We start from the raw sequence: 19846 nt of genomic DNA, 5'->3' as shown, positions 1-19846 counted from the left end.
CCTGGCATTCCTTTGTTTGTGGGTCGGATGCCCAAGGGCAGTCCTCAGTGCGGTTTCAGTCCGGGCGGGGGCGGCTGGGCTGCCTTCGGGTGCGCGGAGAATAAGTCGGTGAGCGCCTGGGATTGATGTGAAAGTCGTCGAGTGTCGATGTGTGGTCGATTGGTATGTGATTGTGTCTAGCCCTCAGGTCCCGGGTATCTGGGCGAAATGCGGCATCGTCATAGGTCTCGGCCATCGCGCCCTGGTGACGGCCAGCACCCTGCGCTGGCCACCTGACCCGCTGTGGGGTGGTCACCGCGCGGGAGCTGGCGAAGGCCACGCTCGACAGGCGACGTCCGCACCCGGAGAACGGCATCGGTGGGACTCCTCGTCGGAGGGGGATGATTGTCGGGTGATGGGGATTCAAGGGGCCTCTTGAATCCCATCCCGGGGAGAAGGTCTCATGGGTCGCTCGGGCCTGCTGGGGCAGGGGCCTGGATTGAGGAGACATCGGATGATGAAGGCAAGGTTCGCGGGACTGGGAGCCATCGGCGCCCTGGTGGGGCTGTCGACGGGGTGTGGCTTCGAGAAGAGTGTGTACGACATCGAGATGAACGAGGCCGAGCTGAGCGCCGTGCCCTATGTCTGCGACAACGGCCGCGAGGGCGTCGGCCGCGCCTGGGACGTCTCTTCGCAGCAGCGGTGGACCATCACCGCGGGAGAGCGCTCGGACACTCGTATCGAGGTCCCTGGCTTCTTCCGGGCCCTGCTCCATGGGTACACAGATGTGCCGATCGAGACGCCCTTCGTCCTCAACGGCACCTCGTCCGACAGCGGCCCCTACCAGTTCGTGGATCTCAATTCAGAGACCTTCGATGACATCGGCAGCGGGACCACGGTGCAGCGCTTTTTCATCGAGGGTGACTCGCTCGAAGCGGACCGGATCAAGGGCTTCGTCGACGTCCGGACCACCGCCGTGTCAGAAGACTTCAAGAACGTCACGTGCACCCATTGGGTGAGCTTCACCGGCCGCCGTGTGGACTGAGCGTCGTCCGCCACCATGGACACCCTTGATGTGATGGAAGGGTGTTCGATGTCGGAGAAGAGGCAGAGGCGGCGGCGACGTCGCTTCAGCCCTGCGTTCATGATGTTCCACCCGCATATCCTCAGCCGTGCCCTCGGTCGGCAGGGCCCGCCTCGGAAGCCGGCCGTGCTGCCTCAATCGGTGCCCGCGCCTTGCTTCGTCCTGCCGGCCGCCGCGTCGACCCGCGTGTCCTGGGCGATCCAGTTCACCTCCCAGGTCTTGCCTCCGTCGTCCGAGAAGGCCTGCTCGAAGCGGACGGAAGTAGGCGTCACGTTCGAGATGACGAAGCGCACCAGGATGGCGCGCCCGTCGAGTTGCTCCTGGGCGTAGAACTCACCGCGTCCTTCCTTGAACTCGCCCACGGTCGGCACGGCGAGGGTGCCATCGCGGCTGTTCGCGAAGTGCAGGCTCCACTGGCGCGTCCGCGGATTGTACAGGCGCAGGTTGAGGCCCTCGAATCGCCCACCCTCGCCGTCGGCCACGAGCTCCACGAGGTTTCCGCGGCCGTTCCACACCTTGCGCACGACAGTGGTCCCCTTCATCTCCACCCAGGTGTTCGAGCCCGTCAGCGGACGCAGGCGCCGCTTCAGCTGCGTGCGCCAGGTGCCGATCTCGAAGTCGAAGTCGCGCTGGCCATCGCGCGGGGCAGGCGCAGAGGCTTCGCGCTCCTGGGCAAGCCCCGGGAGTGGGTACAACACGAGTGCGGGCAAGCAGGCGAAGAGCAGCGGCCGGAGCAGGTGGAGGGGGTTCATGCACGCGAAGCTAGAGGCGTGCGCGCCGCCCCGCTGTCAGGAACCTGCGCGGACCTGCTGCAGCTCCGCACGCAGGCGCGCGGGGCTGCTCCCCAGCACCTGGCGCACGCTCTGCGAGAGGTGGCTGTGGTGCGAGAAGCCCAGCTCCAGTGCGAGCCGCGCGAGGTCCTGCTCGCCCTCCGCGAGCCGCTGCAGCGCCGTGAGCACCCGCAGCTGGCGGCGGTAGGCGCGCAGGGACAGCCCCGTCTCCGCGTGGAAGAGGCGCATGAGGTGGAAGGGTGAGCAGCGGGCCTCCTGCGCCACGGTGTCGAGCGAGAGGTTCGCCGAGAGCTGGGCCGCGAGCAGCGCGCGCACGCGGCCGACCGTGCGGCGCCGTGCGCCCCGGTCTCCGCGCGCAGGGGCCTCCGCGCGCTGCCTGTCCGAAGCGGCTACCTCGAGCAGTGCGAACACCGTCTCCTCACGCGAGAGCCGGTCTCCGCGCGGGTCGCGCAGGGCGGCACACACGCGCGCGTGGCGCAGGTGCACCGCGGCGCTCAGCCCCAGCTCTGGATGGTCCGGGCCACGCCGGCCCCACAGCTCGTCGAAGAGCTCCGGTGCGAGCTTGATGACCGTCGCATCATCTCCCTCCGCGCCCGGATGGCCGACCCGGTAGTCCACGCGCGGGTGGTGCAGCAGGGCGGTGCAGGGGTCCGCGACGAAGCGCCGCAGCCCCCGGTGGTAGCTGAAGCAGCCGCGGCGCAGCAGCACCAGGTGTCCCGGGTCCCCGCCTCGCTCCTCCGCGGGCCCCGCGCGCGGATGCCGGCAGCGCGAGTCGAGCACGCGGAACTGCTCGGACTCGAGGAGGGTCAGCAACTGGGCCATGGGACTCCACCATCCTCCTGTGCGGGGCGCGTGTGAAGCCCTCCGGCAGGCCTACGCGTCGCGCGCTGGCCCTTCGCCACGTCCAGCCGCGCGAGCAGGTCTGCCCCCAGCACGAAGAAGCGGATGGCCGAGCGGCTCGAGCCAACAGGCCCAGGCTCCTGCCACACACCTGATGGGAGCGCGGCCTGTCAACGGGACGCGAGGATGCCGTCCGGGCTGCACTGACCCATCTGGGGCAGCGTCCAGTCCGAGGGCCAGATCATGAAGCTCAACCTTCCCGAGCGTCAGCTGTGTGGCCGCGCCAGCTTTGACCTGCTGCGTCGTCGCGTGCTGCTCACGGTCGCGCCCCTGAGAATCCTCTGCACGGTGCTGGCGGCCACGCCGCGCGGGATGGACTCCGGGGTGGCCGAGCGCGTGCTGAACCGGCGGTACCACGGGGCGCCCGGTCAGGTCTGAGCCCGATTGGCAGAACCTGCTTGCTATCCCACCGGTCGTCCGATTCAGACTGTCCGTATGAACCGTATCCTCCTGCTGGCCGGATTGCTGAGCCTCGTTGCGTGCAAGGGCTCCATCACGCCAGGCACCGACCCCGGAGACCCCAACAACCCCGGTGGTCCCGGGGGGCCAAGTGGTCCCGGGGGGCCCGGTGGTCCCGGGGGGGGCTTGGGGGCCGCGTGCGTGGTGCAGTCGGTGCTCGCCGATCGCTGCGCCACCTGTCACGGCGCGCTGCCAACCCAGGGGGCGACGATGCCGCTGCGCACCCTGCACGACATGCGGGTGAGCTCGGCGATGGATGGGAGGCTCAGCACCGCCCAGCGTGCGCTCATCCGCATGCGCGACGACGCGTCTCCGATGCCGCCGGCTCCGCATGCGCGCGCGAGCGCAGCCGAACTCACCGCGCTCGAGACGTGGATCGGGGAGGGGATGCCCCTCTGCAGTGGCACGGGCGGCCCACCCGTGACGGTGGTTTCCGAGCCCAACCTGCTCGATCAGTCCACGCTCTTCAGCTGCACCGAGGGCGTGCGCTCGGATGCGTCGACGCGCATCCGCCGCATGAACCGGCGCGAGTTCACCCGCAACGTTGGTGGCTCGGTCGAGCGCAGTTGGACCGGGTTCAGCTTCTACGACAACCCGCTCGATCCCAGCGCCATCGAGCAGTACAGCTCCTGGGCCACGGACGAGACGCTGGACGAGGCCACGGTGGAGCTCTTCCTGCCGGTGGTCGGCGAGGCCGCCGCGCCGTGGACGATGAACTACCCGGACGGCAACCGGATGGAGCGTGTCTACACCGACAGGCGCTTCAACTGCATGTTCGTCGACGCGAACCCGAGCGACACCTGCAAGCGCTTCCACCTCGGCCAGATGCTCGAGTTCGGCGTCTTCTTCCGCCCGCCCACGGAGGATGAGCTCACCCGCCTCACCGCCTTCGCGACCGAGGTCATCGCGCAGGAGCCGAGCAACTCCCCGACAAACCGCGCGGCCTCCATCACGCGGATCTCCAACGCCGCGTGGATGATGACCGGCGCCGTGTTCCGCCGCGAGATGGGCGGCGAGCCGGCCGACGGTCGCGTGGAGCTGACCAGCCTCGAGCTGGGCTCTCAGCTGGCCTACGCGCTGGCGGGGCGGGCTCCCTCGGCCACACCGAGCTTCGTGTACCCTCACTACTCCGCGCCCCTCGAGGGGCATCTGGCGGACGTGGCCACCGCCGCGAAGGACGGCTCGCTCACGCAGGATGCGACGACCACCGCCCTGATCGAGAAGTACCTGGGCGGAGTCGACGCCAACCAGAACGGGACGCCGCGGTTCGATCTGGTGCAGGACTACAATGAGGACCAGCGCTCCAAGCGCGGGCAGTACTGGCTGGGTGACGGCGTCGCGGGCTTCTTCCGCGAGTGGCTCGGCTACGAGCACGTGTCCGCGGTGTTCAAGGAGTCTCCGGCGGCGACCTCGCGCTTCGAAATCGAGGGGCTCGGCTACATCAGCGCGGTCTCGTACGACAACCTGCTCACCAACTTCCATCCGCTGGAGCCGACCTTCATCCAGCAGTTCGACGATCTGATCGCACGGGTGGTCGTCGAGGATCAGGACGTGCTGGCGAACCTGCTCACCACGCGCACCTTCTACGTGCCCTCCATGCAGCACGCGGCGTACGATTCGCACAAGGGCCTCTCGCACCCCTACAACGTCAGCGAGATCCTCCCGGCGACCGTCGAGGGCCGCTGGAAGACGCTGCCTGCCACCGAGCGCGCGGGCGTGCTGACCCACCCAGTGTGGCTGGCCGCGCACGGCGGCAACTTCGAGGACGATCCATCCATCGTCCATCGCGGCAAGTGGGTGCGAGAGAACCTCCTGTGCGGCTTCGTCCCGCCGCTCAGCAGCGTGCAGGTGGCAGCCCAGGTCGGCGCTCACGCGGCCGACAAGAACGCGCGCCGCCGCCTGCAGGAGGCGACCGCCGGATCGCAGTGTCAGGGCTGTCACCGCCTGATGGAGCCGCTCGGCCTTCCCTTCGAGATCTACAATCACGCGGGCTTCTTGCGCGCGCGGGATCACTCGCCCAGCGGAGGCTGGACTACGCCGGACGGAAGCTCGACGCTCACGTCGATGCCGGACCCCGCGCTGAACGGCACGGTGCGCGACGCGGTGGAGCTGAGCGAGCGCCTGGCGACCTCGCGGCACGTGAAACGCTGCTTCATGCGACAGGCCTTCCGCTACTTCATGGGCCGCCCGGAGAACCCGAGCGACGCCTGCACGCTGACGCAAATGGAGCAGGCCTATGATCAGAACAACGGCTCGTTCTCCAAGATGCTGACCACGTTGATGACCAGTGACACCTGGAAGACGCGGCGCGTGCCGCAGGCTGGAGAGTGACTGCCATGTTCTCGCGACGAACCGTCCTGAAGGGCATGGCCGCCGGCCTCTTCGCGCCCTACTTCCACGACGTCTACGCCCAGTCGTCAGCGCGGCCGGCGCGTCTGGTGCTGGTCCTCGAATGCAATGGCGTCTACCCCCGCGCGCTCCTGAGCACGGGCACCCGCGCGGCGCTGGGTGGACGCGCCAACACCTCTGATCGCCTCTTCTGGGACGCGTACAAGGACACGCCACTGGTGCGTGAGGGCGACAATCTCGCCAGCGCGATCAGCCTCGGGCCGCTGGCGGCGTCTTCCGGCAACATCGACCTGGTGAACCGCTCCGCCGTGCTGCTGGGGCTCTCGAGCCTCATCGCGGGCGGCGGGCACTCCAGCGGGACGGGCGGGCTGAGCTGCGCGGTGAACGGCGCGGGCGCGACCTTCGACGCGGTGATCGCCCCTCGCCTGCGTCGTGGTGCACCGTTCGACGTGCTGCGCCTGGGCACCAGCTCCGCGCGCGTGTCGATTGTGTACGAGACCTGCGCGCTCGGACCGCGCAAGCCCGCGGGCATCATCGTCAACCCGTCGCTCGCGTTCGACAGCACCTTCGGCTCGCTGCTCGGCGGCTCGACGAACGGGCGTGATCGCAAGATGCTCTTCGACTTCGCGCTGGCCGACTCGCGCAAGGCGCTGGCGGAGTTCAGCGGCAACTCCAACGAGCGGCTGAAACTGGAGCGCTACCTCTCCTCGCTCGAATCGCTGCGCACGCGGGAGGATCAGCTCGCGGGCATGGCGGACCGCGTGCGGCCCTACCTGCCGCTGGCGCCGAAGGACAACCCGCTCATCACTGGCGCGGGCTCACCGCCCGACTCGCTGAAGTGGTTCGAGGCGCAGTTCCAGATCGCCACGGCATCCCTCCTGGGTGGGCTGACGAACACGGTGGTACTGGCGACGGGCACCTCGGGTTTTGACGTGGCCTACGGCCCGGACGTGGCCGACATCGCGCGACACAGCCTGCAGCACGGCCTGGATGCCGGGCAGAACTGGGATCGCGTCGCGGAGGTCACCCGCCGGCACGTGCAGTTGGTGGCGAACCTGGCGAGGACGCTGGCCGCTACGCCAGAGGTCGGCGCGAGCGGCTCGATGCTGGACCACACCGCGATTGTCTTCATGTCCGACAACGGCGAGCAGCACCACTCGACCTCGCGTGAGTGGCCGAAGCTCGTGGTGGGTGGCAACGCGCTGGGCCTGAAGACCGACGGGCGCACAGTGGTGTACCCGAAGTACGACGCGGCCCGGAACCGGCAGGTCTCCAACCTCTTCAACACGCTCGGCCACGCGTTCGGAGACGCGGACTTCAACACCTTCGGGCAAGAGGGCAGCACGCGCATCGCGCCGGGACCGCTGAGCGAGCTGTATGGCTGAGTCGCGAGAGTGGGCTGGGCGGGTGTGACACCGCCACGGGCGCCCAACAGGAAGCGGCGCGGTGCCCCTCCATTTGTGGAGTGCCAGCCGCGCCGCGCGGGTGCCTCGAGTGTGAAGGCAGGCTGCAGTGGACTCGCGCCAGCGAGCATGGAGAGGGTGGCCTGTACACGCTGCTGCTCAAGGTGGGCGCAGAGGGCGCGCGGGGACGGATTTTGACCTGAGTCCCCGCGGGCCGGCCCGGGTTACTTGTCCAGCACCACTACCGGCGCGAAGCCGCCGTAGATCATCCGCGCGCCGTCGAAGGGCATCGGGTTCTGCTCGGGGCTCATGCTTGGGTCCTTCATCATCTTCTCCATGCCAGCGTCGCGCGTGGCCTTGTCGGGCCATTCAATCCACGAGAAGACCACCGTCTCATCGTCCTTGGCCTGCACGGCCCTGCGGAAGTCGGTGAGCTTGCCGCTCGGCACGTCGTCTCCCCAGCACTCCAGCACGCGGAGGGCACCGTACCCGATGAAGGCGGGGTCGCCCTTGCGGGCATGTGCGATGAACTTCTCCTTGTTCGCGGTCGGCACGGCGATGACGAAACCATCGATGTAAGACATGGGATGCTCCTCTGGGAATGAGAGGACGCCGGCAGGGCGCCTTCAAGAGCGCGACGATTGGGCGGTACGGGGATCGACATGAAGCGCTCCGCGGACTCGTGAATCTGGCGACGACGACGCCTCCGCGCGCCATTCCGGAGTCAGTGGACGGAGCCCTGGCTGGGGAGCCCACGGCCTGCCGAACCGGCGATTTCCCGTCCAAGGGGGCGTACGGGACACCTGGGTCTGGGGGCACTCGTCGTGACGGCTCCCCCTGGACGTGGGCCTTGAGGCTTTCCGTTCAGTCTGGTGTCCCCCGGAGGGGGCGCATCGCGGACGTGACGCCGTACTTCAAGCCCTGGAACCATCTCCAGAATGCGATTCGGGGACGCCTGGAGGCCAGCCGAGTTCTGTCGAGCGGAGATTGTGAGCAGCAATTCTCGGCCCTCTGCACCAGCCCAACCCTCAACACAGTTCCTATTCGTCTTCCGCTCGTTTCCTTCTCACGGTTGGTTCTTCATTCTCCTTGATGTGACAATCACGGGCCGACCATGTTGAAACGTGACGACGTCATCCACGGAATTGACCTCGCCTTCAGAGATGCGGCCATTCCACGAACCGAGGAAGAGCTTGCACCGCCGGGCATCGAGGCCAAGTACGTTATCGACCACTTCTTCGGCAAGATGCGGAACGACGTGGAATCCCAGCCATTCCCTGGCTCGCTGTACATGGAAGACTTCTCGTACATGACGGACGCCGCCGTCCTGTACTACCTGCCTTCGGTTCTCCGCGTCATGCTGGCGAATTCGACCGACTTCGAGCTGTGGATTCATCTCCACGGCTTTCTTTGTCGCATTGATGGTGACTATCCCGTCCCTGCGTTGACGGCGCTCAGCGTCGCGCAGCGCAAGGCGATTGCGGACTGGGCAGACACTCTCAGCCAAGAGTGGGCATCGTCGAAGTGGATGTCGCAGTTCGCCAAAAAGGCCGCCAAGCTGGCTCGGACTTATCGCTCAGAAGGAACCTGAGCTTGGGTCGGACGGCGACGTTTGGCGGCGGAGCACATTGAGGACGCCGATGCGCTCGTCGCGGACGCACAGCCACCCGCTGCTAGCGCAGCGCCGCGAGTGCCGCGCCGACCTTCGCCACCGTCACCGACACGGGCGTCGTCACCTCCGGCGCGAAGATGGCCACGCGGAGTTCCTCGAAGTCCCATCGCAGGGCCTGCGCCGCCTCCTGGTCCCGCACGGTGGCGCGCCTGGCGAGGAATGTCTCCCACAGGGGGGTGAAGGGCGCGGCCTTCCCCGCGTCCTTGCCGGGGTTCGCCACCGCACGCGACAGCCGTGCCTGGGCTGCGCGGAGGAAGCGCGGGTAGTTCAGCAGGCGCGCGAAGGGAATCCACTCGATGAGGTTCGCGGGGAACAGATGCCCGAGCTGCGCGCGGATGTCCCGCACAGCCGCCGCGCCGCTCGGCCCCTTTGATGCCGCCTTGAGTGCGGCGAGCGTCGCGGAGAGTTCCGCGGAGGTGACAACGACGGCGTTCGCCCAGTCCCGGGCCGCGGGCTCGATGCGCGGTGAGCCCTCACGGACCAGCGCCTCGAAGGCCGCCTTCGTGCGCGGCAGCGGCGCGCCCGGTGCGAGCTTGAACGCATCGTCGACGCTGCGTGCGAGGACGAGCGGCCGGAAGGCGTCGGCCTGGCCCCGCGCGGGCGGCGCGCCGTCCAGGGACGGGAAGGGCAGCGGCATGCGCGAGGCGCTGACGGCCACGTGTCCGCGCGCGGCGAGCATCAGGAGCCGGCGGACCCCCGTGCGAGTGGCCGCCTCGGCTGCGGAGGATGTCTCGAGCAGCACCAGGTCCACGGCAGCACCCCGGTCGACGAGCGCGGGGTAGCTGCGGACGTCGAGCCCGCCGACGCGGCGGGTGACCATCGAGGGCAGCTCGCCGAAGGTCCAGGTCGTCAGCCCCTGGCGCTCCCAGTCCGAAGTCGGCGCTGCGCTGCGCAGCGCAGCCCGTGCGCGTCCCCCGTACTGCTCCAGCAGCGCGTCGGCGTCGCGGCTCCGCGCGAGCTCCTTTCCTCGCTCGTCGAGCACCCGGAGCGTGATGCGCAGGTACGGCGCCACAACTTCCGCCCGGAGGGACTCCTCGGGCACGTCCACGCCGCACAGCCGGGACACCGCACGCACGAGCGCTGGAATCATCGGCCCGCGGAAGGGCACCAGTTCCTTCTCGAGACGGTCGACCAGCGTTGGCAGCGGCCCCAACTGCTTGCGCTGGGCGCGGGGGATCTGCTCGAGCAGGGCGGTGAGTTTCTCCCGCTGCCACCCGGGGATGGTCCAGTCGAATTCACCCGGGACCAACTGGGCGAGCAGCAGCAGCGGCACGCTCAGGGTGATGCCATCGTCCTCGGCCGAGGGGTCGAAGGTGTACGTCACCGGCACGGACGCGCCGTTCAGGGTGATGGCGTCCGGGTAGTGCGCCGGGGACAGGCCCGGGTCGTGCGAGAGGGCATCCTCCATCGAGAGGACGAGCACATCGGGGTCGGCCGCCTCGGCCTTGCGGCGCCAGGCCTCGAAGCTCGCTCCGTCCGTCACGTCCGCCGGGAGGCGCTGGTCGAAGAACGTCAGCATCGCCTCGCTGTCGAGCAGCTCGCTGCGCCGGGCCTTGTCCCGCAGGCGCGCCACGCGCTCGAACACCTGGCGGTTCTTCTCCTGGAACGCCCCCCGGGTGCGGTACTCGCCGCGCACCAGGGCATGCTCGAGGAACATCAGCCGTGCCCGGGCGGGGTCCATGCTGGCCAGGGCCACGGGGCGCTCCTTGAAGACCTGAAGCCCGAAGAGGGTCGCGTTCTCCTTCACCACGGCGCGCGCGGACTTCTCCGACCAGTGCGGGTCGGAGTAGCTGCGCTTGAGCAGGTGGGGGGCCGCCGCCGCGAGCCACTCGGGGTCGAGCTTCGCCACGGTGCGCGCGAACAACTGGGACGTCTCCACGAGCTCGAACGCCATCACCCAGGCAGGGGGCTTTTTCGCGAGCGCCGACGAGGGGTGAACCATGAAGCGCGTCTGCTTCGCACCCGTATAAAGGCGCTGCTCAGGATTCCACTGGCCGATGCGGGACAGGAGCCCGGTGAGGAGCGCCTGGTGCAGGACGTCCCCGCGCGCCGGGGTGCCCCGGCCCTTTCGCGGCAGGCGCAGCTCGCGGACGGTCTCCTCGAGCTGTCGCTGGACGTCCCGCCACTCGCGCACCCTCAAGAAGGACAGGAAGTTGTCCCGGCACACGCGCCGCAGATGGGACGTCCCCCGGCCCTCGGCCTCGCTCACGAACGCCCACAGCTTGAGGAGCCCCGTGAAGTCCGAGTGCTCGTCACGGAAGCGCCGGTGCAGCTCGTCCGCCTTCTGCGCGAGCTCCCGTGGCCGCTCGCGCGGGTCCTGCAGGTTGAGCGCCGCGGCGACGATGAGCACCTCGTCCAGGCACCCGTACTCGGCGCCGGCGAGAATCATCCGTGCGATGCGCGGGTCCACCGGGAAGCGCGCGAGCTGGTGCCCGAGCGGCGTCAAGGTGCGCTCCTGGCCCTCGATGGCCCCGAGTTCCTCGAGCACCCGCCAGCCCTCGGCGATGGCTCTCGGCTGGGGCGGGTCGAGGAAGGGGAAGTCCTCGACGTCACCGAGGCCGAGGGACTTCATCCGCAGGATGACCCCCGCGAGTCCGGTGCGCTTGATTTCCGGGTCGGTGAAGGCGGGGCGCGTGGTGAAGCTCACCTCGTCGTAGAGGCGCACGCAGATGCCCTCACGCACGCGTCCGCAGCGCCCTTTGCGCTGGTCGGCGCTGGCCTGGGAGACCGGCTCGATGTGCAGGCGCGTGGTGCCCGAGCGGGGGTCGTAGCGCGACAGGCGCGCCACCCCCGTGTCCACGACGTAAACGATTCCCGGGATGGTGACCGACGTCTCCGCGACGTTGGTGGCGAGGATGACCCGGCGCTCGGGGATGGTGGAGAAGACGCGCGACTGCTCGGCGGCCGACAGGCGCGAATACAAGGGCTGCACCACCGTGCCGCGGAGCGCGCGCGCGTTCAGGGCATTCTCGGCCTCGCGAATTTCCCGCTCCCCGGGGAGGAACACGAGGACGTCCCCGTCCGGGTCGAGCGAGAGCACGTTTGTCACCGCATCGGCGACGGAGTCGGTGAGCTCGTCGTCCTCGGGGGGCGGCTCGTAGAGCACGTCCACCGGAAAGGTACGGCCCTCCACCTGGATGACCGGAGCCCCCCCGAAGAACTGCGAGAAGCGCTCGGTCTCGATGGTGGCCGAGCTCACCACCACCTTGAGGTCGGGGCGCCGGGGGAGGATGCGCTTGAGCCACCCCAGTAGGAAGTCGATGGTGAGGCTGCGCTCGTGGGCCTCGTCGAGAACGATGGTGTCGTAGCGGCTCAGGAGCGGGTCGCTGTGAATCTGAGCGAGGAGGACTCCGTCGGTCATGAACTTCACGGCCGTTCGCCGGGACGAGCGGTCCTCGAAGCGAATCTGGTAGCCGACGTCCGTGCCCAGCTCCGTGCCGAGCTCGCGTGCCACGCGCGCCGCCACGCTCGTCGCGGCGATACGCCGGGGCTGGGTGACACCAATCTGGCGCGGGCGGCCGCGCCCCATGGCGAGCAGGACCTTCGGCAGCTGCGTCGTCTTCCCCGAGCCGGTGGCCCCCGCGACGATGACGACCTGGTGGGCGGAGATGGCCGCGGTGATGTCTTCCACCCGGCTCGAGATGGGGAGCTCGGGGGGGAAGTGCAGGGTGGGCAGGCCGCCGGGGGCGGGGACGGGTGAGTCGCCGGACATGACAGCAGGGCCTAGCACTGACGCGCACGCTCCGCCCCTGACGAATCGGCTGGAGGAGGGCGGGATGCGTCTCCGGCTCAAGATATCCAGGAGACGAGAAAGAGCCTGAAAGAACCGAGGCCGGAAGCCGCTGAGATTCCAGCGGCTTCCGGCCCCGATTGCAGTGTCCCCGACGGGATTCGAACCCGTGGAGGAGGGGTACCCTAAACCCGCGACGGCACACGCCTTTCGCTGAATCGTGAGTGAATCCGGGCACTTCGAGTCCACGGGCCAGTCTTCGGCTGTCCCACCTGTCCCCAGAGTGCCCTTCCGTCTTGGAGACATTTTGGAGACGAGCCGGACTTGGTTATCACCACTCATCTACGCCGCGCTGCATCAGTGCACCGGTGATGCTGCCGAGGGCCATGCTGATGCAGTCCTCGACCGTTTGGCCGTCTGCCGAGGGCAACTCCGTGGTGGCATCAGCCCATAGGGGTACATCATCGTGGTCACCCAGGCGAATGTTCACTAACCACTCGTACCGCGCGGTGAAACGGTCCATCTGCCCCGGTTTTGCTCGCTCCAACACCCAGATGCGGAAGTGGTTGGAGGCGAGCTTCTTGTCATGCGACTGGATCGCCCTGTTGCCGGTCACCACCTCCAGCGCGGTGGGACCAGCCCAGTACATCTCGGAAAACTCGGTGAATTCATCGGTTTTAAACAGGTGCGCCACGAAGACCTCGAATGGAAGGTGCCCTCCTCATGCCACACCCCTTCGAGTGACTAGGCGGGTGTTTGCCCTCTTGTCTACTGGCCAACCCCGGAGGCGACTTCTACCCCTCCGGTGGGCCTCACAAGGCGCGAAGCACCAGAAGTCACGGGAACGCCGGGTTGTCCCCGGGGGAGGAGAGGGCTCTGTTTCGCGTCCCACTGCTTGTGGGTGTTGGGCCCTCGGGCTCTCTGTCTATGGATGCCTCAGCAGCCAACATCACGCGCCGGCAGAGGCGCATAGGGCAATGGAGGGGGCCAGTAGGGCATCCCCTCCACTCGCCCTTGCGTAACCGCAGCATCAGCCGAAATAGACGTCCTTCGCCGCATCGAACTTGCGGGTGATCCCCTTGGCTTCCGAGGGATGGTCGCTTCCCCTCAGGAGCGCATCCCAGAACGTTTTATCGAAGAGCTTGTGCAGGAACATGTACCGGCACGTCGCGATCAGCTTGAACCGCCCCCACTCCGAATGCCCCGAGCGCACATCGTAGTGGCTTTCAAGCTGGTAGAAGCTTGGCACATCCTCCGCCAGCCAGCGGTCATCCAGGTACTTTGAGAGTTCCTCGACCATGGCTTTCGGCACCTTGAACTGCTCGGCGAAGGGTTCGTGAAGGTGGGCCGACTCATTGAAGAGGGGATAGACGCACTCGTCCCAAGCGTAGATGTAACTATCGGGGAACAGCTTTACTGCAGGATCTGCGGTCTTCGCCGCGACGAGCACGTTGAAGCGGGCGAGTTGAAAGAGCCGCTTGTCGTCCTCGGGCCGACCAAGCCCAGCCTCGACGAGTTGGCGCACAGCTTCCGAGCGGGACAGCGATTCCGACCGCTCGTTGCGCCACTTATCGATGCGTTCCAGGGTTTCTGCGTCGAGCCGCAGCTCGAAGCGCTCACTTTTCGCGATCATAAATATCTCCGTAAATACGCCGGTCAATCCGTACGTATGTACGTAACTTACGGTCGTTTGTACGGCATGTCAATATGTGGGTCGCAGAGCCGAATAGGCGAGCCCATCGGCATGAATTGGGCTGTTCTTGCGTCCAGGGCTCCTGAAGATCGCTCCAGCTCGTCAAGAGCCGCGCATCCTTCGGGATAAGGTTCGTGGTGGAGACTTATCCGCCGACGCGCTGGCAAATCGGCCAGTGCGCCTTCCTCTAACAGCCCCACAGCTCGGCGCGCCGCGAGGTGCCGGATTAGGACTTCATGGTTCTTGCCCGAGCGCCCGAGGTGCGCCTTCTTCAACGGAGAGGAGGAGCGCCATGCCTCATGACATCCACCAGATGATGTACGTCGGCCAGGAGTCCTGGCACGGCCTGGGCACGCCGCTGCCAGCGAACGGCAGCTACGAGGGGATCGTCCACGCGGTGGGCTTCTACACGGCGATGAAGCGCCACCTCTACTCTCCACCCATGAAAGGCCCCATCCCGGCCAGGAAAGCCTCTTCCGGGAGGACACGGACGACCACCTCGCCACTGTCAGCACGGGCTACGAGGTGGTCTTCGTGGACACCTCACGGCTCTGGCTGGTTGCGTAGGGGAGGTGGCTCATGCACTGGCTCAAGAAGATGCTGACCTCGCCGCTGGCCCGGACGATGACGGCGGCCCTCCTTGCCGTGGTGGCTGACCACCTCCGGGACATGACGCGGCAGGGCCGGTAGTCGAGGAGGAGTCCGCGGACTCCCCATCCACAACGCGAAGACGGATCCGGGGCCTTCATGTCGCTGAGGAGCGGCATCGAGGGCCCTGGTCTTTCCGGGCGCAGCCGCGCCCAAGGAGGAACTGCTTGAATCCGAAGGCCATCAGCCTGTCCGCCGAGCTGGCCGAGGTGCGGTGCGCCATCGCGGGGGCGCGCTTCATCGCAGATGCACTGGCCACACACTCGCTGGACAGCCGGGAGCAGGAACTGCAAGCGCCCGTCTCCATCACCGCCATCCTCGTGCTGGCGGAACTCCGGCTCCAGCAGGTCGAGCGGGTTCTTCGTGGTGAGGAAGATCCGCAGCACCTGTGGGCCCCGCACAACGACGTCACCCCGGACAGTGGCGAGGGAGACAAGCAGGACCTGGTGCTCCGCCCGTGGAGCCAAGCCAAGGAGACGAAGGAGCCTGCGGCCCGGAAGAAGCTGGAGCGGTCCGGGCCCAGGAAGCGGCGTGGGCAAGCTCCCTCACCGGAGCCAGAGCCGCCAGCGCAGCCCGAGGGCGGCGGAGAGCAACCTCCTCCTGGTGGGACGCCGAGCTAAGCGCCCGGACATCAATTCTGTCTACCTGCGCTACCTCCGGAGAGATAGCGCATCAGGAAACCCCGCACCGCTCAGCGGCGCGGCCCAATCGAGTTCTACGGGACAGCGAGAAGCACAGGTAGGTCATCCCAGGGCTGCGCATCAGTACATCAGGCTGTTGTGGTGCGACCTCACCACCTTGATGCCCGCCGTCTTGATCCCCTCGTCGATGCTGTAAGCCGTGTTCGCGATAAGCCGCGCCAGAGTGAACTGGAGATCGTCGATCTCCAGTCCCTGCGAGGTCGGAAGGGGCAACATGTACCGGCCCCCATCCGCGCTGACGAAGAGGAACGTGTGGAGGCGCGATCCGCCGTACATCACGTGAACATCGTACCGATGCCCCGTCTTGTCGGGAAAGTTGTTCAGCCAGGGCTCATTGAACTGGCGAGAGGAGTCCTCGTCCACGATGACCTGAAGCAACACGTCCTCCCGGTAGACACGCGTGAATTCATCGACCTCGTGGAAGTCGCCGGGACTGGAAGTCGCCAACTTGCCAAAGATCTCCTTGAACGTCGCCACGTCACCCTTCTTTCCAGGCCTTCGATGTGGAAGAGGCGCAGAGTACACCTCCAGTGAAGCGCGCGTGGATGTAACGTGCGTAGAGCGTGCAGGCAAGTCGCGCAGCCAAGCTGGTGCCGTCGTCCTGTTCTTTAGCTCTCCGGTGGTGGACCGGGGCGGCGCTCGGCCACGCCTCAGGTGGTCGCGGAAGTATCCGGGGAAATTTGCCGCTGCCCACCGAACTTCAGAAGTCCGCCAGGACACCCGACCCCTCGTGCGCGAAGAGCGAGAGGGCTTACACAGGGGGGGACGGTCATCAGTAACCGATGGGTGAAGGCGGCTCCGCCCGGGCCGGCCCAAAAAATTCGAGGCCTCCACCACCCGGGGCCTTCTTGAAGATGGCGGGGCCCTTTTTGAAAGGGACCTGTAAGAAGGGAACCCCTGTCCCCCCGGGGGAGGGGGGCCTCTCCCGGATGCGGATAGCCCTACCGATTAGCGAGGGGACCAGGGGTCTTCAGCGCCCGGGAGGGCCGTCAGAACGAACCCGGGGCGTCACTTCACTACCCTCAGGCGAAGGCGCAGTTCCTGGGCCTCGGCCTGCGCCTCGGGCTTAGAGGCGGCCATCTGGAGCCGCATCTGGCCGAGCAGGTCGAGCTGTCGCTGCATGGAGGACTCCAGCAGCTTGCGGTGGCGCTCCAGCTTCTTGAGGTCCGCGTCCTCCAGCAGCAGCACCTCGGCGGCCAGCCGCTCACGCACCGGCACGAGCGCGGCCTCCTCCTGGGCGAGCTTCGCGGCGAGGGCTCCTCGCGCCAGCTTGGCCATGTTGCCCAAGTGCTCATAGGCGCTCTGCTCCAAGGGCCCCTCCTTGCTCGTGTCGCGTGCCTCCTGAAGCGCGAGGCTCAGCGGCTGGAGCACGGCCTCCGGCAGCCCCGGCACCTCGCGCAGAAGGACCAGGGTGCCCTCCAGGCCGCGCAGGAGGGCCTCCGTCATCTCCGGCTCCTTCGGGGCCGTGGGGCGGGCGTCCACGGCGGCTACGAGGCTGGAGAGCGCCTCCAGGGCCCGGCGCGTGCTGGTGACAAGCTGGAAGGCATCGGTCCCCTCCAGCGCCTCCTCCAGCAGGGCGAGTACCCGGCCATCCTCCATCTTGGACAGGCGCTTCAACTTCCAGGCGAGGTCCGCCACCTGCACGACAACGTGCGCCTCGGGCAGGGTGGTTGGCGCGAAGCTGGAGAAGTAGCCGTCGAGGTGCTGCTCATACTCGGCGGCATCTTCCCCGGGCAGCAGCAGGTTGCTCGCGCTCAGCCCATGCCGGAGGGCGTTGAGCGAGGAGCGGGTCTTCCCCTCCCGCGTTTTCGGGCCGTGGGACTTGGCCCCGTTGAGCGCGCTGGTGGCGGCCTGGAGGGAGGAGCGGACGGTGGCGTTCATGAGGGAAGTCTCCGGCGGGGTCTGCTCGCGTGGGAAGGGCGAGGTGTACGGCTCGGGGGGGCGCGTCACAGCTTGCGCTCCTGCCAGGTCATGGGCGCGAAGGCGGGCAGGCGCCGGTGTTCGCGCCAGCGCTGGAGGGCCACGTTGACGCTGGGCCGCTGGTAGAAGGGCGCGATCAGTTCCACCGGCTCGCCTACGTCCTGCGCCACGCGCTCCAAGTCGAAACCGTGACGGATGAGCAGCAGGACGAAGGCGGCCTCGCCCTCGGTGCAGCAGTAGCGGGGCATCTTCAGCCCCAGCTTGCGCGTCTTGGAGTTCCGCCACTCCGACTTCGCCGTGGTGCGGGGGATGGGCTCGCCGCTGTCGAGGCCCTTCATCGCATCCCACAGCGCCTCCAGTCGCTGGGCCAGCTTCCACTCCACCCCGAGGACTCGCTCGCGCAAGGTGGGCACGCGCGGGGGCGTCCTGGCCACGGGAGCGGGGAGGCCCACCAGCTCGGAGCGGTTGACAACGCGGGCAGGCTGGGGCGGGCGGAAGCGAAGGCCGCCGAGGTCATGGCGCTCCCGAGGGCTGTAGCGCCGAGCCTTGGAGTTGTGCGCCCGAGCATGGCTGGTGGGGGTGCCCCGCCCCAGGCGCTTGAGGCGGGCGTCCAGCTTGTCGCCCCGCTGGTGGTGGATGACGTCTCCCTTCTTGCGCTCGGGACGCAGGCCCCGTGCGGCGTAAAAGTCCCAGACGAAGAGGTGCAGCCACATCCACCGCATCGGGGCGCGAGGGTGGCTGCAATGTGCGAGGCCGCACGAGGGACACAGCGGCCTGATGGTCGCCACCCATGGGTAGCAGTCCTCGCCCATGATGATGACGAGGCCCTTGGCCTGAAGCTCGGCCAGCACCTCGTTGTTCACCTTGATGCCGTTCACCTCGATCCAGTTCTGCGTGCTCATCGCCGTCCTCCTCCTCGGGGCGTTCACCTCCCGGAGGCACTGGAGGGGGACCTGGGCGAGGTGGATGGCGGAAGGTGAAGAACGCGCAGCGTTCACACCCCCGGCCTGTAGAGACACCTCGCCCAGGTCCCCGATCTATTTAGAAGGGGAACCTCTCTCGAACTCCTCGGGGGCCAGCTGGAAGCTGCCTCGCTGCTGCATCGGGCCAGGATCGAGCGTGCTGCTTGCCGTCCGAGGGGAACTGCCGTGCGCCCCGGCCTATGGGAGGCGGCCCTGGCGCACGGTCACCAACTGCGTGACGCTGCGAACCATGGGGCGCTCCGGGAACGAGCAACAGCGGGAGGCGAGCTACGTTCGGCGGGCCGGAGTCCTCCCCCTGGTGACGGACACCCGGCATGAGGGAGAGGGGGAGACATCGAGCTGTCTCGGGTCCGGAACCCTCCCCCCAGCCCGAGACCGGGAGAGCCGTGGCGGGGGGAGACATCAGGCCCTTTTCAATGCGGAACTCTCCCCCTGCCCACCACGGCCAGCCATGGCAATGCTGGGGATGGGGATAGGGTTCGCGACCCGAAAGGCCGTCTTCCTCGGCGGCTTGCCCCTCTTACCAACCCGAGGACCGCCGTGCCCGCCAGGGACGCACGAGGAGGCGGATGCAGATGGGAACAGCTCGCCCGAGTACTGGCCCCTTGCCCGAGACGCCCAGGCATCGGTTCAAGGATCAGCCCGACGCCATGAAATTGCTTCACCTGCGGCGGACGCAGGAATGGGTCGGTAGAGTCGCTGCGAATGCCGAGTCGGGCTACCGGACGGCGCGGACGTTCGCGTGGGTGCACCACAACAAGGAGTGGCTGCTCTCGGGCGACTACCTGCGTGCACCGCCCGCGCTTCCAAGGGAGGCAACAGGCACGGACACCAGCTTGCTAACCCTGGTGTTGGCCCCGCAGGCGAGCCTCCTCGCTCATGGGCAGGAGGTCTTGGCGGCGTACCACCGCCTCGTTCAGGCGGGCCAGCAACTCCTGGCCTCCGTCCACCGATTCTACGAGCAGCACCCCTGGGCGAAGGAGCACACACGGCTGTGGCAGAGTGAGCAGCGGCTGTTCTGCGCCTTCACCATGCTCGCGGTGGAGGCCGAGGACATGGGGCCCAAGATCTCGCCGCAGGAGATGGAGGCGCTGGCGCTCGTCGTGGGCATTTGGCTCCCGGGCGATGAGTTTGAGCAGGACCCCAAGTCCAACGAGCAGCGGCAAGCCGCTTGGAAGGCCATGATGCGGGACGTGGATGAAAGCGGCGTGCTGCCGCTTCTCCGGAAGATTGCCGCCGAGCACCGCCCGCTGGAGCAGGCCACCGGGACGGCTCCGGCCGCAGCCGTACCGCAGGCCGTCTCGATGCCGAGCCCCGCAGCGCCTCTCTCGGAGCAGCCCGTCACGACATCTCCCGAATCGTCTGCAACGGTCCCTCCCGCGCAGCCCACAATGATCTCCGCCGAGCAGTCCGAGGAGGACGGGGGGGGATAAGAAGTAGGCCGGGACAAGCGGAATCCTCCCGCTCCCCCTCACCTGGCGGCACGTCCACCATGAGCCTCGTCTTCACGAGGTTCCGATGCAGGACGGGATTC

The 19846-nt window shown here is 67.7% G+C and carries 16 protein-coding genes; 7 read left to right on the top strand and 9 right to left on the bottom strand.

The genetic code is table 11. From position 1 onward, the window contains the following. Positions 1–493 precede the first annotated feature (493 nt). Positions 494–1024 carry a hypothetical protein gene (locus tag HUA75_RS40395; protein WP_141647444.1) on the top strand — a complete coding sequence of 177 codons (531 nt, stop codon included), beginning with the start codon at positions 494–496 and terminating at the stop codon, positions 1022–1024. A 173-nt stretch (positions 1025–1197) separates the two neighbouring features. Here the strand turns inward: HUA75_RS40395 and HUA75_RS40390 are convergent, their stop codons facing one another. Both HUA75_RS40390 and HUA75_RS40385 read right to left on the bottom strand, forming a co-directional pair. Beyond that, positions 1198–1815 carry a hypothetical protein gene (locus HUA75_RS40390; protein ID WP_174489462.1) on the bottom strand — a complete coding sequence of 206 codons (618 nt, stop codon included), beginning with the start codon at positions 1813–1815 and terminating at the stop codon, positions 1198–1200. 36 nt (positions 1816–1851) lie between these two features. Continuing rightward, the gene (locus HUA75_RS40385) at positions 1852–2676 is read right to left on the bottom strand and encodes a helix-turn-helix transcriptional regulator (protein WP_141647442.1); all 825 of its coding nucleotides are present in this window, start codon (positions 2674–2676) and stop codon (positions 1852–1854) included. A gap of 261 nt (positions 2677–2937) precedes the next feature. On the opposite strand from HUA75_RS40385, the gene HUA75_RS40380 reads away from it, so the two are divergent. From HUA75_RS40380 to HUA75_RS40370, 3 genes are read left to right on the top strand one after another with little or no spacing between them, the layout of a single operon-like run. Further along, positions 2938–3132: a hypothetical protein gene (locus HUA75_RS40380; protein WP_174489461.1), complete on the top strand. Its 195-nt coding sequence runs from the start codon at positions 2938–2940 to the stop codon at positions 3130–3132. Between the two features lie 57 nt (positions 3133–3189). Continuing rightward, positions 3190–5544: a DUF1588 domain-containing protein gene (locus HUA75_RS40375; RefSeq protein WP_174489460.1), complete on the top strand. Its 2355-nt coding sequence runs from the start codon at positions 3190–3192 to the stop codon at positions 5542–5544. 5 nt (positions 5545–5549) lie between these two features. Beyond that, positions 5550–6947 carry a DUF1552 domain-containing protein gene (locus HUA75_RS40370; protein ID WP_174489459.1) on the top strand — a complete coding sequence of 466 codons (1398 nt, stop codon included), beginning with the start codon at positions 5550–5552 and terminating at the stop codon, positions 6945–6947. A gap of 242 nt (positions 6948–7189) precedes the next feature. Here the strand turns inward: HUA75_RS40370 and HUA75_RS40365 are convergent, their stop codons facing one another. Continuing rightward, the gene (locus HUA75_RS40365) at positions 7190–7549 is read right to left on the bottom strand and encodes a DUF1428 domain-containing protein (RefSeq protein ID WP_141648852.1); all 360 of its coding nucleotides are present in this window, start codon (positions 7547–7549) and stop codon (positions 7190–7192) included. A 530-nt stretch (positions 7550–8079) separates the two neighbouring features. On the opposite strand from HUA75_RS40365, the gene HUA75_RS40360 reads away from it, so the two are divergent. Continuing rightward, positions 8080–8556, top strand: a complete 477-nt coding sequence (locus tag HUA75_RS40360) for a hypothetical protein (RefSeq protein ID WP_174489458.1) — start codon at positions 8080–8082, stop codon at positions 8554–8556. Positions 8557–8638: 82 nt separating this feature from the next. Here the strand turns inward: HUA75_RS40360 and hrpA are convergent, their stop codons facing one another. From hrpA to HUA75_RS40345, 3 genes are all read right to left on the bottom strand, one after another. Continuing rightward, on the bottom strand, positions 8639–12349 hold the full coding sequence (hrpA, locus tag HUA75_RS40355) for an ATP-dependent RNA helicase HrpA (RefSeq protein WP_174489457.1): 3711 nt from the start codon (positions 12347–12349) through the stop codon (positions 8639–8641). A gap of 349 nt (positions 12350–12698) precedes the next feature. After that, positions 12699–13061, bottom strand: coding sequence for a hypothetical protein (locus tag HUA75_RS40350; protein WP_174489456.1), 363 nt, complete (start codon positions 13059–13061; stop codon positions 12699–12701). 336 nt (positions 13062–13397) lie between these two features. After that, positions 13398–14000: a CopG family transcriptional regulator gene (locus HUA75_RS40345; protein WP_174489455.1), complete on the bottom strand. Its 603-nt coding sequence runs from the start codon at positions 13998–14000 to the stop codon at positions 13398–13400. Positions 14001–14875: 875 nt separating this feature from the next. Between HUA75_RS40345 and HUA75_RS40340 the strand changes: the two genes are divergently transcribed. After that, positions 14876–15328, top strand: a complete 453-nt coding sequence (locus tag HUA75_RS40340) for a hypothetical protein (RefSeq protein WP_174489454.1) — start codon at positions 14876–14878, stop codon at positions 15326–15328. Positions 15329–15469: 141 nt separating this feature from the next. On the opposite strand, the gene HUA75_RS40335 is transcribed toward HUA75_RS40340, so the two are convergent. From HUA75_RS40335 to HUA75_RS40325, 3 genes are all read right to left on the bottom strand, one after another. Next, complete coding sequence (locus HUA75_RS40335) at positions 15470–15886, bottom strand: hypothetical protein (RefSeq protein WP_174489453.1); 417 nt, start codon at positions 15884–15886, stop codon at positions 15470–15472. 531 nt (positions 15887–16417) lie between these two features. Next, positions 16418–17290: a hypothetical protein gene (locus tag HUA75_RS40330; protein WP_174489452.1), complete on the bottom strand. Its 873-nt coding sequence runs from the start codon at positions 17288–17290 to the stop codon at positions 16418–16420. 65 nt (positions 17291–17355) lie between these two features. Next, positions 17356–18231 carry a hypothetical protein gene (locus HUA75_RS40325; protein WP_174489451.1) on the bottom strand — a complete coding sequence of 292 codons (876 nt, stop codon included), beginning with the start codon at positions 18229–18231 and terminating at the stop codon, positions 17356–17358. Positions 18232–18917: 686 nt separating this feature from the next. On the opposite strand from HUA75_RS40325, the gene HUA75_RS40320 reads away from it, so the two are divergent. Beyond that, positions 18918–19745 (top strand): hypothetical protein, encoded by an 828-nt coding sequence (locus tag HUA75_RS40320; RefSeq protein ID WP_174489450.1) that lies wholly within the window; start codon positions 18918–18920, stop codon positions 19743–19745. Positions 19746–19846: the final 101 nt, after the last annotated feature.

The sequence above is a fragment of the Myxococcus sp. CA040A genome (assembly GCF_013336725.1).
Lineage (GTDB): Bacteria > Myxococcota > Myxococcia > Myxococcales > Myxococcaceae > Myxococcus > Myxococcus llanfairpwllgwyngyllgogerychwyrndrobwllllantysiliogogogochensis.
The sequence above is the reverse complement of the archived record's forward strand: the minus strand, read 5'-3'. Positions and strand labels throughout refer to the sequence as shown.

Excerpts from the sequence above, each read along its gene's own strand:
- HUA75_RS40380 (WP_174489461.1), top strand. The coding sequence starts at position 2,938 with ATGAAGCTCAACCTTCCCGAGCGTCAGCTGTGTGGCCGCGCCAGCTTT.
- HUA75_RS40375 (WP_174489460.1), top strand. The coding sequence starts at position 3,190 with ATGAACCGTATCCTCCTGCTGGCCGGATTGCTGAGCCTCGTTGCGTGC.
- HUA75_RS40390 (WP_174489462.1), bottom strand. The coding sequence starts at position 1,815 with ATGAACCCCCTCCACCTGCTCCGGCCGCTGCTCTTCGCCTGCTTGCCC.
- HUA75_RS40385 (WP_141647442.1), bottom strand. The coding sequence starts at position 2,676 with ATGGCCCAGTTGCTGACCCTCCTCGAGTCCGAGCAGTTCCGCGTGCTC.
- HUA75_RS40395 (WP_141647444.1), top strand. The coding sequence starts at position 494 with ATGATGAAGGCAAGGTTCGCGGGACTGGGAGCCATCGGCGCCCTGGTG.
- HUA75_RS40325 (WP_174489451.1), bottom strand. The coding sequence starts at position 18,231 with ATGAGCACGCAGAACTGGATCGAGGTGAACGGCATCAAGGTGAACAAC.
- HUA75_RS40345 (WP_174489455.1), bottom strand. The coding sequence starts at position 14,000 with ATGATCGCGAAAAGTGAGCGCTTCGAGCTGCGGCTCGACGCAGAAACC.
- HUA75_RS40365 (WP_141648852.1), bottom strand. The coding sequence starts at position 7,549 with ATGTCTTACATCGATGGTTTCGTCATCGCCGTGCCGACCGCGAACAAG.
- hrpA (WP_174489457.1), bottom strand. The coding sequence starts at position 12,349 with ATGTCCGGCGACTCACCCGTCCCCGCCCCCGGCGGCCTGCCCACCCTG.
- HUA75_RS40370 (WP_174489459.1), top strand. The coding sequence starts at position 5,550 with ATGTTCTCGCGACGAACCGTCCTGAAGGGCATGGCCGCCGGCCTCTTC.
- HUA75_RS40360 (WP_174489458.1), top strand. The coding sequence starts at position 8,080 with ATGTTGAAACGTGACGACGTCATCCACGGAATTGACCTCGCCTTCAGA.
- HUA75_RS40330 (WP_174489452.1), bottom strand. The coding sequence starts at position 17,290 with ATGAACGCCACCGTCCGCTCCTCCCTCCAGGCCGCCACCAGCGCGCTC.